At 59.3% G+C, this 13,925-nt stretch carries 13 protein-coding genes and 1 pseudogene; 2 read left to right on the forward strand and 12 right to left on the reverse strand.

Going from position 1 to position 13,925, the window contains the following annotated elements; genetic code table 11:
- Nucleotides 1–75: 75 nt before the first annotated feature.
- The 6 genes from AC1D3C_RS25050 to AC1D3C_RS25075 are packed head-to-tail and all read right to left on the reverse strand — an operon-like array spanning nucleotide 76 to nucleotide 6,163.
- Nucleotides 76–978: an inositol monophosphatase family protein gene (locus tag AC1D3C_RS25050; protein ID WP_477484773.1), complete on the reverse strand. Its 903-nt coding sequence runs from the start codon at nucleotides 976–978 to the stop codon at nucleotides 76–78.
- 33 nt (nucleotides 979–1,011) lie between these two features.
- Complete coding sequence (locus tag AC1D3C_RS25055; protein ID WP_477484774.1) at nucleotides 1,012–1,869, reverse strand: glycerophosphodiester phosphodiesterase family protein; 858 nt, start codon at nucleotides 1,867–1,869, stop codon at nucleotides 1,012–1,014.
- A 2-nt stretch (nucleotides 1,870–1,871) separates the two neighbouring features.
- Complete coding sequence (locus tag AC1D3C_RS25060) at nucleotides 1,872–2,984, reverse strand: ABC transporter ATP-binding protein (protein ID WP_477484775.1); 1,113 nt, start codon at nucleotides 2,982–2,984, stop codon at nucleotides 1,872–1,874.
- A gap of 2 nt (nucleotides 2,985–2,986) precedes the next feature.
- A complete protein-coding gene (locus tag AC1D3C_RS25065) occupies nucleotides 2,987–3,901 on the reverse strand; it encodes an ABC transporter permease subunit (RefSeq protein WP_477484776.1) in 915 nt (304 codons plus the stop codon).
- Nucleotides 3,902–3,905: 4 nt separating this feature from the next.
- Complete coding sequence (locus AC1D3C_RS25070) at nucleotides 3,906–4,796, reverse strand: carbohydrate ABC transporter permease (RefSeq protein WP_477484777.1); 891 nt, start codon at nucleotides 4,794–4,796, stop codon at nucleotides 3,906–3,908.
- Between the two features lie 59 nt (nucleotides 4,797–4,855).
- Nucleotides 4,856–6,163 carry an extracellular solute-binding protein gene (locus tag AC1D3C_RS25075; RefSeq protein ID WP_477484778.1) on the reverse strand — a complete coding sequence of 436 codons (1,308 nt, stop codon included), beginning with the start codon at nucleotides 6,161–6,163 and terminating at the stop codon, nucleotides 4,856–4,858.
- Nucleotides 6,164–6,355: 192 nt separating this feature from the next.
- On the opposite strand from AC1D3C_RS25075, the gene AC1D3C_RS25080 reads away from it, so the two are divergent.
- Both AC1D3C_RS25080 and AC1D3C_RS25085 read left to right on the forward strand, forming a co-directional pair.
- Nucleotides 6,356–7,510, forward strand: a complete 1,155-nt coding sequence (locus AC1D3C_RS25080; RefSeq protein WP_477484779.1) for an ROK family protein — start codon at nucleotides 6,356–6,358, stop codon at nucleotides 7,508–7,510.
- Nucleotides 7,511–7,670: 160 nt separating this feature from the next.
- The gene (locus tag AC1D3C_RS25085; protein WP_477484780.1) at nucleotides 7,671–8,348 is read left to right on the forward strand and encodes an HAD hydrolase-like protein; all 678 of its coding nucleotides are present in this window, start codon (nucleotides 7,671–7,673) and stop codon (nucleotides 8,346–8,348) included.
- Between the two features lie 421 nt (nucleotides 8,349–8,769).
- On the opposite strand, the gene AC1D3C_RS25090 is transcribed toward AC1D3C_RS25085, so the two are convergent.
- From AC1D3C_RS25090 to AC1D3C_RS25115, 6 genes and pseudogenes are all read right to left on the reverse strand, one after another.
- The gene (locus AC1D3C_RS25090; RefSeq protein ID WP_168329326.1) at nucleotides 8,770–9,081 is read right to left on the reverse strand and encodes a DUF736 domain-containing protein; all 312 of its coding nucleotides are present in this window, start codon (nucleotides 9,079–9,081) and stop codon (nucleotides 8,770–8,772) included.
- Between the two features lie 857 nt (nucleotides 9,082–9,938).
- Nucleotides 9,939–10,235, reverse strand: a complete 297-nt coding sequence (locus tag AC1D3C_RS25095; protein ID WP_477484781.1) for a hypothetical protein — start codon at nucleotides 10,233–10,235, stop codon at nucleotides 9,939–9,941.
- Between the two features lie 143 nt (nucleotides 10,236–10,378).
- On the reverse strand, nucleotides 10,379–10,795 hold the full coding sequence (locus tag AC1D3C_RS25100) for a hypothetical protein (protein WP_477484782.1): 417 nt from the start codon (nucleotides 10,793–10,795) through the stop codon (nucleotides 10,379–10,381).
- Between the two features lie 42 nt (nucleotides 10,796–10,837).
- The gene (locus AC1D3C_RS25105; RefSeq protein WP_477484783.1) at nucleotides 10,838–10,969 is read right to left on the reverse strand and encodes a hypothetical protein; all 132 of its coding nucleotides are present in this window, start codon (nucleotides 10,967–10,969) and stop codon (nucleotides 10,838–10,840) included.
- A 121-nt stretch (nucleotides 10,970–11,090) separates the two neighbouring features.
- On the reverse strand, nucleotides 11,091–11,213 hold the full coding sequence (locus tag AC1D3C_RS25110; RefSeq protein ID WP_477484784.1) for a hypothetical protein: 123 nt from the start codon (nucleotides 11,211–11,213) through the stop codon (nucleotides 11,091–11,093).
- A 24-nt stretch (nucleotides 11,214–11,237) separates the two neighbouring features.
- Nucleotides 11,238–13,328, reverse strand: a pseudogene (locus AC1D3C_RS25115) (ParB/RepB/Spo0J family partition protein); the annotation flags it as partial.
- Nucleotides 13,329–13,925: the final 597 nt, after the last annotated feature.

The following is a 13,925-nucleotide window of genomic DNA, read 5'->3' on the forward strand; positions in this document are numbered from 1 at the left end:
GCCTAACGCAGGCGACGGCCCTCCCCGGGAGGAGGATGCTGGCTCTACTGCACCAGCCGGCAGACAACAGCTTGATCAGCCGTTATTCCGGTGTCCATACAGGCCCTGCCATGGCCGATCACTCGCTGCTAAAGCCGATTTGTCGGTAAAACCCCACCCTTCGTGGGCGAACACCTCGCGGACGAGAAGCTGCCAGCTGTCAGGGTCGGTCGCCGTCAAAAGCGCTCCAGTGCGTTTGGTCGCGTCGTAGACCGAGCCATCAAGACAGGCGACGTAGGCGCCGGCCTCGGTCGCGATCAATGTTCCGGCAAGATGATCCCAAGGGGTCAGTCGATCGAGCATCACGAAATGGCCGTGGCCGCTGGCGAAGGCTCGATACATGTGTGCTGCGCAGCGATGACTGGAGAACATCCGAGGTTTCGCCAGCTTTGCCAGGATATCAGGCTTGACCGCTGTGGGCAGAAAGTCCGTGGAGACATACCCCGTCATCTCCGCCAGAGGCGCCGGCTCCGAGATCTGGAGCCGTCTTTCGGTGCCATCGGCTCGGACCAAAAAAGCGCCGCCGCCCTGTTCAGCCATGACCCAGTCATCACTCATCGGATCGTAGATCACGCCGGCGACGGCTTTACCGTGCCGCACGATCGCTGCCATGACGCCGAAGAGCGGCATGCCCGCCACGAAATTCGCCGTTCCGTCCAGAGGATCGACAACGACCGCCAGCTCGGCCTCGTCAAGTCGATCCAACAGCCCCGAGTCCCTTGATGCACTTTCCTCGCCGACGAACAGCGCGTTCGGCAACATGCGTGCAATCTCCTGGGCGAGGAAGCGCTCGGCAGCTTCGTCCGCGGCCGTGACCAGATCCGTTGCATCTGATTTGGTGCGGACGTCGAGGTCCCTCACCTGCTGGAACCGGGGAAGGATTTCTTGTCCTGCGGCATGGCGCAGCTTGTCACCAAGTTCTCGAAGATCGAATTCCACGAAGTCCTCTCTTTCTGCAGCGATGAATGGGCCTCAAACGGATGCCCTGCTCCTTGCCGTCGCTGCGTGCTGTGCCGCGACGTAGGCGCGCAACTTTTCCATCTCGTCTGTCTGCACTGCTGAGAAACCTGCCCTCAACAAACGGCCCCAGATCGCATCCGGATCTTTGAGAGCGGCGGTGTCCGTGAAGCCCGGAGAGGCAACGCCATCAAGCGTGTTGACCCACAAGGTGATGCCGGCGTTTTGGAAACGCTGCCTGATCGCCTCGACCTGCGCGATGTCCTTGAACGAGACTTCGCAGATCAGCGGCTTCAACCGGAAGACAAGTTCCACCTGTTCATCGGCATCGTCGTGCTCCAGATGGGTGCGTGCTATGAACGGGACGTCGTGGAGGGCAATATTGTCCTTGATCCAGCCAAGGTCGTCCTCGGTCTTGAGATCCGCCCAAAAGTCGACCTGCCGATCGACACCCATTTTCCGGGCATAGGCCAGGACCTCGGGAATGACGCTCCGATGTTTGATGTCGAGATGAATGAGGATCTTGTCACGGGTGAGCTCGAATACATCGCGAAGGCTTGGAAGCTTTTGGACGGTCAGGGAGTTGTCCGGCCCACCATCGCGGTTGCGGAGCGCAATGGCGGTCAGTTCCTGAAGCGTCAGGTCCTCGGGTTCGCTGCTGAGGCCGGTCATGCGCGCCAGTGTCTCGTCGTGCAAGAGAACGAACTCGCCATCTGCGGTGCGGCGAACATCAATTTCAACGATGTCATATCCTGCGTCGATTGCCCTTTGGATCGAGAGTAAACTGTTTTCCGGAGCATCCTGCCAGACGCCGCGATGCGCGACGATCGCGCACTGTCGATGCGGGTCGGTCATGTAGTCGAAATAGTTCATTTCTATACCTTCGTTGTGGCGGTGAACGCCCCTGCGATTGCCTTGCCGTTCACCGGGTCGAAGAGGTGCAGTTTTGCCTGGGGACATGAGAGGAGCAGCACGTTGCTATCGGGCGCCTGCGAGCCGAACGGCGTCGTGATGCGAACCATCGTGCCTGAGAGGTCGGCGGCCAGGATCGAATGTGATCCGAGATCCTCCCGGTAACGGACGTGGCCTTTGAGAGCTGAAGCGTTTCCCGTCCTGTCGACCAGGATATCCTCGGGTCGGATGCCTAGCTGAAATTCGCCTTTGAGACGGCATTCGGCGACCGGCTGGCCGTCGGATAGACGCAACATGGATCCATCACCACTGACGGCTAAAATGTTCATCGGCGGCGAGCCGATGAACTTGGCGACAAACACGGAGGCGGGGCTGTGGTAAATCGCCTTCGGCGTATCGTATTGCTCGACCTCACCCTTGTTGAGGATCAGGATCCGGTCCGCCAGCGTCATCGCCTCGACCTGATCATGGGTGACGAACACAGTCGTCGCGCCGATCCTTCTATGCAGGTCTGCCAGTTCGATGCGCGTGTCGTGCCGCAATTGCGCGTCGAGGTTCGACAATGGCTCGTCGAACAGCAGGACAGCCGGTTCGCGAACGATGGCCCGGCCGATCGCTACCCGCTGGCGCTGACCGCCGGACAGTTGGCCCGGCTTGCGGCCGAGATAGTCCGTCAGGCCGAGCATCTTGGCGACGACGTCGACGCGGGCGCGCCGTTCAGCCTTGGACAGGCCGGCGATCTTGAGACTATAGGCGATGTTGTCGAACACCGTCATATGCGGATAAAGCGCATAGTTCTGGAAGACCATGGCACAGCCACGTTCCCTCGGCTCCAGATCCTGGACCTCCCGGTCGCCAATGACGATCTTGCCGCCGCTCACCTTTTCGAGACCGGCGATCATCTGCATCAGCGTGGACTTGCCGCAGCCCGACGGTCCGAGGACGACCGTGAACTCCCCTTCCCTGAACTCGACATCGAGCTTCGGGATGATGGTGACAGATCCATAGGTCTTGCTCACTCCGTCGAGCCTGATATTGGCTGCAGCGATGTGGATCGCGGGATCGATGGCGTTCATTGTCATTTCTCCGATAGGACGAGGCCCTGGACGAGATACCGCTGCAAAAGAGCGATCATCGTCAGAGGCACAATGGATACGAGGATGGCGCCCGCCATGATGAGGGGGTAGTCGGGCACGGACGCCTCATCTGGTACAAGCCTCGCCAGACCGACGACTGCCGTCTGCATCTCGGCTGTCGAGGAGGCGACCAGCGGCCACAAATACCCGGTCCAGCCGCTTAGGAAGCTCAGCACGAACAGCGAGGCAAATGTGGTGCGTGACAGGGGCAGCAGGATGTCGAACAGAAACCGGATTGGTCCAGCGCCGTCCATACGAGCCGCCTTGAACAGGTCCTTGGGAAGGGTCAGGAAGAACTGCCGGAACAGGAACGTTCCCATCCCGTGCGCAAGCAGCGGCACGACAAGCCCGACATGCGTATTGAGGATACTCCACTCGGCATGGAACGGTGCGCCGAACAGGTCTGCGATCACGTCGTTCAATCCGGTCACATCAAGCAGGGCGTTCAGTGGTGAGAACACGTTCGATGCTACCTGGTAGGTCGTAACGAACCGCATATCGAGTGGCAGGATTACCGTCGCGAGGATAAGCGCGAAGACAATGCTTGCCCAACGGACACGGAAGTAAACGATTGCGTAGGCTGACATGAAGGACAGAACGCAGTTCGCGACCGCATTGCCCGTGGCGACGATCAGGCTATTGATCATCTGCAACGGGATCGACGTCTCGGTGAAGATCCGCTTCATGTTGACGAGAAGCTCACTGCCGAATGACCAGACGAGGCCATTTTGAAGCATGAACTCGTATGAGTGCGTGGCTGTGGTCAACGTCAGATAAAGCGGGACGACGATGTAGGCGATGCCGACTATCAGGATCAGGCCTGCTGCGATGTTGATGGAACGTGCGTTCTCGACCATGGATTTACCGCTCGTAGTTGATGCGCCGGCCGAGCAGCGCAAACTGCAGAGCGGCGACGAGGATGAAAAAGACCATGAGGATCGCGGTCTGGGTGGAAGCGCCGGACAGGTCGTAGCTGGCGAAGCCGTCCTGGTAGATCTTGTAGACGAGAAGCGTTGTCGCGCCGCCTGGACCACCCTTGGTCATCGTATCGATCAGCGCGAAGGCAGAGGTCACACTTTCGGTGAACTCCAGCACCAGCGTCAGGAAAAGCTGCGGCATGATCAACGGCAACTGCACATCGAAGATGCGGCGCCACGGGCCTGCACCATCCATGGCCGCTGCCTGAATGATCGTATGCGGGACGGCGCGTAAGCCTGCGAGAAGAATTACGAAATTGAATGGAATGTTGCCCCAGACATGCGCGGCGACGAGTGTGATAAAGGCGTCAAACCCGTCAAAACCTGGCTGCCATATGCCGGGAAACAACTCGTTCAGTGGTGCGAGTACACCAAGGAATGGGTTGAAGATGAAAGAGAAGACCAGTCCGATGGAAACACCAGCGATCCCTTTCGGCCAGATCAAAACATTTCTTGCTGGAAGCGACATGCGAACCGCCCGGTCGGCGGCAATCGCAAGGACCAGCGGAACGAGGACGGCAAGGGATGAGGCGGTCGCCATGAAGATCAGCGTGCGCCAGCTGGCCTTCCAGAATTCCGGATCCGACAGCACGCGGGCAAAATTGTCCCAGCCGACGAATTCCGAGCCGCCGCCAAACGGACGTTCCAGATAGAAGGACCAGTAGAACGCCTGGAAAACCGGGGCGTAGAAAAACAGAACGACCAGCAGCACAAGCGGCGCAACGAACAGCATCGGCAGCCAGCGATGCCGGAACATGGTGGATTCAAGAAACATGATAAACCCCGATGTGTGGAACGGTGCGGGGTAAATGGACCCCGCACCATGAATTGCGATCAGGGTAGTTGTACGCCCTTGTAGGTCTGCTGAAAGCGACGCAGCAGTTCGTCGCCACGCTTCTTGGAATTGTCGAGAGCCACTTGCATGGTCTGCTGACCGGCAAACGCTTTCTGGGTTTCTTCCGTCCAGATCTGCCGGAACTGGATGTAGGAGCCGAGACGGATGCCGCGCGTGTCGGGCGTCGCGGGCTTGCTCATCGACTCGATGCCGACCGCCGCAGTGGCGTATTTCGGGGACTTCGCATCCGGGCTCTTGGCAATGGCGTCGAGGACGTCGTTGGTAACCGGCACATATCCGGTCGCAGCGACGAAGGACATCTGCTGGGCAGGCTGGCGCAGGAAGTTGAGGAAGGCCTTGGCACCATCGACCTCGGCCTTGTCATGTCCCTTCATGATGTAAAGCGACGCGCCGCCGACGAGCGTATTGTGGCGCTCCTGGCCCTGATACATCGGCGCCATGCCGACGGTGATCTCGTATTTGCCTTCAAACGCCTTGGTGAAGGTCGAGTAGGAACCGGACGACGCCTCGATCATCGCGCATTCGCCCGAGCTGAATGCGGCGACAAGGTTGCCGCCCTTAGTATCTGCGTTCAGGCGAACGAGGCCCTCATTGCGCCAGTCCACGAGGTTGGTCAGGTGTTTGGCTGCCAATGTCGTGTTGAACACGTACTCGGCATCCAGGCCATCATAGCCATTATGCTTGCTGGCGATCGGCAGGCCGTGGCGGGCCGAGAACTGTTCGAAGACGATCCATGGCTCTGCATTGGTGACGAACGGGCAGGTGCTGCCGGAAGCCTTCAGCTTGCGCGCAGCATCCATCACCTCTTCCCAGGTTTCCGGTGTCTTGGTGACGCCAGCTTTTTCGAGCTCGGTCTTGTTCGTATAGAACAGCAGCGTCGAGGCATTATAAGGCTGGGCGAAGAGCTTGCCCTTCGTCGTCTCGTAATAAGCGCGGGCACCAGCGATGTAGCTGTCCCACTTCACGTCGGGCAGGACGTCCTGAACGGGCTCGACGGCACCCGACAGCATCATGTCGAGCGTACCGGCATCGAGTACCTGCAGCAGGACCGGAGCATTCTTGGCGCGGTATGCGGCGATCGCTTTCTGCATCAGGACTTCGTAGCTGCCCTGGCCGACGCAGTTGACCTTGTGTTCGCTCTGCGCGGCGTTGAACGCGTCGCATTGAGCCCGGATCGCAACTTCCACGGGTCCGATGTTGCCGTACCAGAAATCGATATTCGCGGCGTTTGCAGACGCTGCGCTCATGAGAAGCGCGGCCGTCGCCGTTAGAGTGGAAAGTTTCATGATGCCCTCCTGTTGGAACGTCACCGAGCCCTCCTCGGCAAGTTATGGCAACGTCTTAGTTACTCAGACAGAGTAACAATAATATGACAAAGTGCAAGAGCTTGATGCAGGAAAAGAACCAAGTTATGGATCGACCAAGCGAAACCATCCGGACTTGGTACTCAGTGTTGGTAGATTTAAGGGGGAAGATTGATGGGATATTCGCCGGAGACATTGATCTCTCCGCGTTTCTTTCGGCCGACTGACGACGCAGTTGCGACGCCCAATGAACGAACTCTTCTCCGGGTCATCTGGCGCAACCCCGGGGTTTCGCGAACGGAATTGACCGGTCTTACGGATCTGGCGCAGCAGACAATCCATCGGCTGCTCGATCAACTGGCCGAGCGCGGCATTATCAATCTGGGTTCTCCCAAAGCGGGTCTGGGCAAGGGACAGCCGAGCCCGATGCTGACGCTCGAAAGCCGCTATGCATGGTCTTGCGGCATGTCCGTCAACACAGACGTCATCGACGTCTGCCTCATGGATTTCGGCGGAAAGGTTCTCGCCGAGACGAACGTGCAGTTGCGCGAGCGCACGGTCGCCCAGGCGCTGGAGCGCGTTCGCGACTGGGTTCGGGATCAGCAGGCAGATCTCTCCCTTTCAGACGAGCAATTCTTCGGCGTCGGGCTGGGGATCGCAGGTTTCCATGTCAGCGGTACAAGCTTCAACGCGTCCCTGCCCCTGCACGAATGGTCGCTGATCGAGCTCGGTCCCCTTTTGACGAGTTACTTTGAAAGGCCGGTCTGGGCTCTGAACGGCGGAAAGACCGGCACGGTGGCGGAATCCATGTTCGGGGTAGGACGATATATCAAGGACTTTGCCTATTTGAGTTTCAACTACGGGTTCGGCGGCGGCCTGATCTGGAACGGCGAGCTGCTGCATGGTGGCAACGGCAATGCCGGCGAATTCTCGCAGATGTACGATGACGAAGAAGTTCACCGGCGCCCTGCCCTGCAGCTCGTTATGGAGAAGCTCAGAGCGCGCGGTGTAGACGTGCCGTCGATCACGTACCTGCGCAAACACTTCGACCCGAAATGGCCGGGCGTGGAGGAATGGCTGGATGAAGTGACCCCCGCCTACAATCGGCTGGTGAATGCCATTTGGGCTGTGTACGACCCGCAGGCCATCGTGTTTGGTGGTCAGATCCCGCCGGCCCTGGCAGAAATGATGATCGAGCGGACGCACCTGTTCGGGAAACCGCGCTACGGCGTCTGGCGAGCCAGCCCGAAATTGATCGTCTCGGAGATCAAGCCGGACGCGGCAGCTATGGGCGCAGCTGCGACACCTTTCAAATTGACGTTTTTTTAGGTCTCGGCACCCCATGTTCTTTACCCAGCACAGCGACAGCTATGGGCCAGAACGCGAGACCACGGCGAGTAGCACCGTCTTAGACCTTTCGAATTCACGAGGTGTATTTGAACACTGCTTCCGCTTTTGCACATTCAGCAATTCAATGTAGGGCCGTCATATGTCATCTGATTTTTCCGCAATCCTGCTCGATCTCGATGGGACGCTTATTGCCTCGGAGCCCGGCATCCTATCGAGCTGCCGCGCGGCGTTGCGTTCCCTTGGGCACGAAACCGATCCGGCGATGGATATCGCGTCGATCATCGGTCCGCCGATGGAAGACGTCATGCGTTACCTCCTTCAACAATTTGGTGACGATCGCGTCACGCAAGGTGTCGACGCTTATAGGCAGGATTACGGCGCAAGAGGTCTGTTACTCAGTGAACTTTACGACGGTATCCCCGAGGCTCTCATGGCGATGAGCCAATTTGCCAAATTGTATTTGGCCACGTCGAAGCGCGAGACATTTGCGCGCAGGATCGTCGAGAACAAAGGGCTGGATGCGCTGTTTGTCGGGATTTATGGATCGACGCCAGCTGGCAATATTGACCACAAGCCGGAATTGATCGCTCATATCATGCGAGAAAATAATCTCGACCGCAATCGATGCATCATGGTTGGGGACCGGCGGTACGACATAGCTGGTGCGCATGCTAATGGAATGCGCTCGATCGGCGTACTCTGGGGCTACGGGACGAGAGAAGAATTGGAGAGCGCCGGCGCCGATCGGTTGATCGAAAGTCCGGCGGAACTCGCCGAAGCAGCCAATGGGATGACGTCGCTCGATCTTCCGAAGTGATTAAATGAAGAGCACCGGAGAAATCAGCAAAGCGCCGCCCGCAGGGAGGGATTTCGGGAGTTCTCGTCGCGCCGGAGCGGGAAACATGGCAGCCGCAGGAGCCTCAACATAGTGGCCCGAAGGGGAGGCGGGACCGACTGCCACCCGATCCGGCGCACCGTCTGACGGTCTCCAGGCCCAATGAAAACCGAGAAAAACTTCTCTGGTGAACAACAGTACTATGTGCGTCACGGATTTGCGTAACGCCCAATTTTTGTTTCTGTCTTGCATCAGACATTTGCGATTTCGCAAAATATAGACTTTTGCGACCAGTACAATGTGCGCCATCAAAGCGATCGCAGATCTCCGTATTTTCTAGTGGCGGCGGTGGGGCATGAGCATGGCGAAGCCCCGCTTACGCGGGGCCGGGCCGTTGGCCTGTTCAGTTGCTGGCGCGGCGGCGCGACCAGATGAGGGCCAGATCCTCGCCTTCCACTTCGACCAGGCTCGCGTAGATCGGAGCGGGGAAGCTCGGATCGTCCAGCTTGACCGAGAGGTAGGGGTTGCCCTTGTCGGACTGCTTCTTCCATGCGGCTCCGAATTCCGTGGCCGCCGCAAATACGCGGAAGTCGGGTCCGTTTTCGTTTTCGCCCTCGGCGGGGACGAATTTCACCGATTTGACGTTGAGGGTGAGGGTCTTGACCGAGCCTGTGAAGCCGTTGTCGGTGCGGGAGAAAGTGCCAATCGTAGCCATCACATGATTTCCTTTTGCTGATCGGGTCGCGCCCATCGCGATCTCGATGATGGTCGATGGACCGGGGACGATCGGCCCGCACCCCCCGGGGTCCCCGTTGCGCCTGCGCAATGGGGTGGCTCGTTGGGCCGGAATGCAATGGAGGGCGGCCGACGACAGCTTTTTTGCTTCGCGGTGCAAAGCCGTAGGCGGCGGAAAAAAGCTGACAGCGGACGTTGCGGGATCAAGATAGAGGCGGCGCTTGCGTTGCCGGTCTTCGGTCAGACCAGATCAATCGAGTTCGCGGTGGGCGTGATTTGTTCAGTCGGGAAAAGGAAATCATTGATGACCGCTATTGATCAGCACTTTTCCCCTGAGCACCGACAACGGCTTCGCCGGCTCCCTTGCGAACTGGACGATCGCCTCAACGTCAAATCCGTGAAACTGCCCATTTGCCATTCGAAAAACAAAAACGGACGTGACTTTCGCCTTCGCATTTGCCCAGAGCAACGAGTTCGCCGAGCGTGGAAGCAGGCTTCTGTCGCAACAGGGCCATCCCCTATCTCTCTGCCAAGCTAGAGGGTTGGGCGGTCACCGGGACGCGGGCGTGGTCGAGGTGGATGCCGGGATTTGATACTGCCTCATCGGCGCCGGGCCATCACTAAACAGGCCACGGCCTGGTTTCGTGAACGTGGCTGGCTTCCTCGCGAGATACCCACCGCCGCCATCCCTTGCGTCAGCGATCGTTACCGAAGGCGAAGACCCGCAAGGGGCTTTGCGAGTTGCCACAGGCAGCGAATAGAGCGCGGCCCGAAGGGGACGCTATATCCACCCTCTCGGCGCACATCACTCCATTCCGAGCAATGTAGAAATTGCCGTTACTCGATGGTCTCCACGATCTCGTAGCACCTGATAAACGCACCAACGCCATCATTGAGAAATGCGAGCAGCGTGTCTTTCGACACGGGGAGCGTCTCGATCTTCTCGATATGCATGCGCGGCCACTCTCCGTCCGGATCGTCGATGATATCATTTCGGAGTTCCAGAACAGCTGCTCGCGCTGAATGAACGTCGCCAAAAAAATTATCTGGAATGCCTGTGTAGGCCCACCGTTGTTCCTCTGGCTCTGTGGCTGCTGAATAGGTGTAAAAAGTAAAAGACGGTTCCTGAGACACGATTTCCTCCAACATACTACGCCCGGTTTCCCGGATTTCATGAACGACGACACCAACATAACCGATGAGTTCCGGCTCTAAAACTGTAGGATTCTACAGTGCCACCGTCGCCCCATGCGCGCTGGTTGCGCTTCCGGGACATTTCATCGTTCATGGAGGTGTGTTGGATTTGCCAGCTTCGCAAGTGCGGATAAGCCGACCGATATGCCGCCAACGACACAGAAGATTTGTCGCCAGATTTCAGAAGGAATGGCTTCGCGGGTGATGCCATACGCGAGAGCATACCCTGCGATGGCGGCGGGGATCGCGAATATCAGGGCAACCGCAAGGCGCAGGCTCGATGAGCGTAGCGTGGTAAAGAGGTAGGCCAGAAAGCCGTAAGCCGCCACGCCTGCGAACAGCCCGACGATGCCTGCGCCGACAAATCCGGCGCCCGTCGCGAAGGCAAGGCGCGTCATGGTGACAGCGAACAGGAACGGTAGAGCGTAAGTCGCCAGCGTATAGGCGAGCGCGCACATTGCACCGGTCAGTACAACGGACAACATTGTCAGCGGAACCACCTCTGGACTCCCTCGATTTCTCTACATGGTCGGCCCGACGCGTCATGACCACAAACACGCCAGATTGTGTGCTCGGACGACGACCATCCCGGCATGGCTGGCGATCGTGTGGATGCTGAGCCGGTGTTCAATGATGCGGGCCAGCATTGTCCGCTGCTCCTTATAGGTGCTCATTGTCGTGGTTCCTGTGATCCGGTCGAGGTTTCCGTCCGCGCCCGTTCGGCGCGGCCGGAATTTTCCTCGGGGACGGTCGGGAACAGGCCGGAACCGCTTGCGCGGCTCCGGCCATGGCTGTTCACTCGGCGGCAATGTGGAAGGTTGCGCCATCCACCTCGACGCAGTTTTCTTCAAAACTGTAGTCTGCCGTGTCGGGGGCCGATGTTTCCGGGCCAAGTTCGACAGCTTCCGGGGTTTCCACAACTGCATCCCCTGCCGTTTGCTATGCGGTGCGTTCGGTGCGCAGCAGCGGCGGCAACCATCCGGTCCCGACCAGCAACTGCTCTGCGGCTTCCGCCATAGGCTGCTTCTTCATAGCTGCGATGCGCTCCGCTGCCTCGTCGCCCACGGCTTCCCGCACGGCTGCGAGAATATGCGCCTTGGTTACGCGCCCGAAGTAGGTGCGCACCGTTGGCGTCCACTGCTGGTTCATATCCAGCACAAGCGCCGTCGCCAGCTTATCAGCAGTCCGCTGCGCACGGGGCCGCTGTTCCCATGGCAGCTTGAGGGCATTGACGGTCAGCGATGCGCAATGGGCGAACAAAGCCATGATGCTCACGTGATCCAGCCCCGCGATGAAGTCCCAGAGTTCGCCCACGTTCTGCGGCATATCTGCCGCCCATCCGGCATGACGATCCGCCAGCATCTTCGCCGCCGCCGTGTCCTCTATACCGTCCGCATGCCCGCCAAGCTGCGGACTGGTGGGGCGAATTTCGAGAGCATGGACGTCAACGCCGCGATAGAACGTCTGTGCGGCAAGGGCGTGGGTGACGGCGATCAGGGCGATATCCGGCTGCTCGCCAAGCGCAAGGCGAAGTCCAAGCGTACGGTGCGCCGTCAGGTCGCGGGTGAGAAGATCGGTAAGCGGCTGACCCGCATCGCCCTCCTCTTCTTCCTGCGGCGCTAGGCCGGATATGTGGTCGCCCTCCCCGTCCCGCTGATCGTCTTCGATAACTTCCCCGTCTGCATTGACGCGGATACCATCGATGACGCCTCCGGCGTCCTCCCGTTCAGGTTCCGGCTTCTCGTCTTCGGGGCGGATGAAGCCGCGTTCGACACGGGCCGTTCCGTCATGGTTCAGCGTGACGAAGACGCCACCCCGGATGATGTCATCGGGATCATGACCTTCGCGCATCGCGTCGATTCGCTCGATCTCGGCTTCAAGCTCGGCAAAACGTTCGTCCACATCGGGCGGCAAATCGTCGTCCGTGTTCTCCCATTCCGCCGTCAGGTGATCAAACTCCTGCCTCGCTGCGGCATAGGCGGCTTCGTCTGCCTCGGAAAGCTCCACCATCTGCGGATAGATACGCCGCATGCCGTGGGCGTGCGGGAAATCGATGAAGGCTTCCACCCATTTCCAACCTTCCGCTTCTCTGAGGTCTGTGGCGATGCCGTCCAGCTTGGCGATGACAAGCTGATCCAGAAGTGCGGGATCGTCATAATATCCGCCGCGATCCTCGGTAAACAGATCGCGGATGATGATGCCGCCCGCTTCCGTATAGTTGTCAGGGCCGACAAATATTGCCTTGCGGTCGTTCGCCTGCACATGCGCCCGTGTCAGGTCGCGGCGGATCGTCCACGGCTCACGGTTATAGCCAAGCCCGGCATAAACCTGTTCCTGCCGCGCATGATCGTCGGTGACGGCAAAGGCCATCAACTGATCCAGCGTCAGATCGCCATCGCGGTAGACCTGCATGAGTTTCGGGTTGACTGCGCCAAGACGCATCCGCTGCTTCACAACATGCGCCGTCACACCGAAGCGGGCGGCGATTTCCTCGGCTCCCCATCCGCGATGTTCGGCAAGCTCGCGAAACGCCTCGAACTGGTCTGCCGGGTGCATCGCCTCGCGGGTGACGTTTTCGTCAAGGCTGATTTCCTGCGGGTCGTTCGCGGTATCGAGGACGCACCGCACGTGTTCCGACTTCCTGATCTGCTTGCGCTTGACGCGCAGCAGATGCGCCAGCCTGCGGCCTTCACCGACCGTCACGAGATAGAAGCCCGTCGGTTCGCCCGCCTCGTCCGTCTCGGGTTCGACCACAAGATTCTGCAGCATCCCCTTTGCGGCGATGCTGGCCGCAAGCGCCTCGATATGCGCCTCGCTGTGCGGGGTCTTCCTCGCATTGCGCGGCGACTTCTTGAGCTTGTCGAGCGGAATGAAGAGTTCTGCGCCGCTTATGACTTTCGGTGTTGGCAGCGCATCAACCACATCTGCCACGGCTTCACCGACGCTGCGGATTTCCGCACTTGCTACCGTCGCCTCTACCACGTCCACCGTTGCAACCGTCACGGCCTGCGCCTTCTTCTGTGTCCTTGCCATTGTTCCAATCCTTTTCCGTTAATGCCGGAGGCATGTCCCCGACATGCCTCCCGGGGGCGCGTGAGCGCGCGGGGATGGAGGGGGCAAATGCCGGCGAGCATCGCCGGGCTGCGCGGCGAGCGGGACGGATCCGACTGTCTGGACATTGACTGCTATCGCACGGCTTGCAAGCGGGCGGCCCTGCCATGCGCAGGCGGCGTTTGTGGGAGCAAGGGGAAAAGTTTCCCTTGGCTCCCTACGGGTCGGCAAGGCTTGGCCGCAGCCGATCAAGACAAAGCGAGCGAAGCTCTCCTTGTGTTCATTGGAAGGTGCCGCATAATGACTAGGGAAAGAATCTGAGCCGGTCAGGAGGAGGAAGAACGCAAAATAATTCTACGCGCAGGGGGATTCGCTCGCCGCAAAATTCAAGTATTCTTACGCCAATGCCCTTTGTTTCCGCCGCATGATCTGCGAACGACTGCGAGCCAAAGCGACAAGGGACGGTACTTTACGCTGGAGGTCGCTGTCATGCCCGCGATTTCGCATTCAAATCCGCCGGTTGCCGGCCCAGTCTTTCCCCGAAGCGGAACGGTCCGCTCAAGGTCGAGGATTGTGTTG

Source organism: Neorhizobium sp. P1_A6, assembly GCF_056406795.1.

Coding starts and splice junctions, on each gene's coding strand:
- AC1D3C_RS25055 (WP_477484774.1), bottom strand. CDS start 1,869: ATGAACTATTTCGACTACATGACCGACCCGCATCGACAGTGCGCGATC.
- AC1D3C_RS25060 (WP_477484775.1), bottom strand. CDS start 2,984: ATGAACGCCATCGATCCCGCGATCCACATCGCTGCAGCCAATATCAGG.
- AC1D3C_RS25065 (WP_477484776.1), bottom strand. CDS start 3,901: ATGGTCGAGAACGCACGTTCCATCAACATCGCAGCAGGCCTGATCCTG.
- AC1D3C_RS25070 (WP_477484777.1), bottom strand. CDS start 4,796: ATGTTTCTTGAATCCACCATGTTCCGGCATCGCTGGCTGCCGATGCTG.
- AC1D3C_RS25075 (WP_477484778.1), bottom strand. CDS start 6,163: ATGAAACTTTCCACTCTAACGGCGACGGCCGCGCTTCTCATGAGCGCA.
- AC1D3C_RS25080 (WP_477484779.1), top strand. CDS start 6,356: ATGGGATATTCGCCGGAGACATTGATCTCTCCGCGTTTCTTTCGGCCG.
- AC1D3C_RS25085 (WP_477484780.1), top strand. CDS start 7,671: ATGTCATCTGATTTTTCCGCAATCCTGCTCGATCTCGATGGGACGCTT.
- AC1D3C_RS25090 (WP_168329326.1), bottom strand. CDS start 9,081: ATGGCTACGATTGGCACTTTCTCCCGCACCGACAACGGCTTCACAGGC.
- AC1D3C_RS25105 (WP_477484783.1), bottom strand. CDS start 10,969: ATGAGCACCTATAAGGAGCAGCGGACAATGCTGGCCCGCATCATTGAA.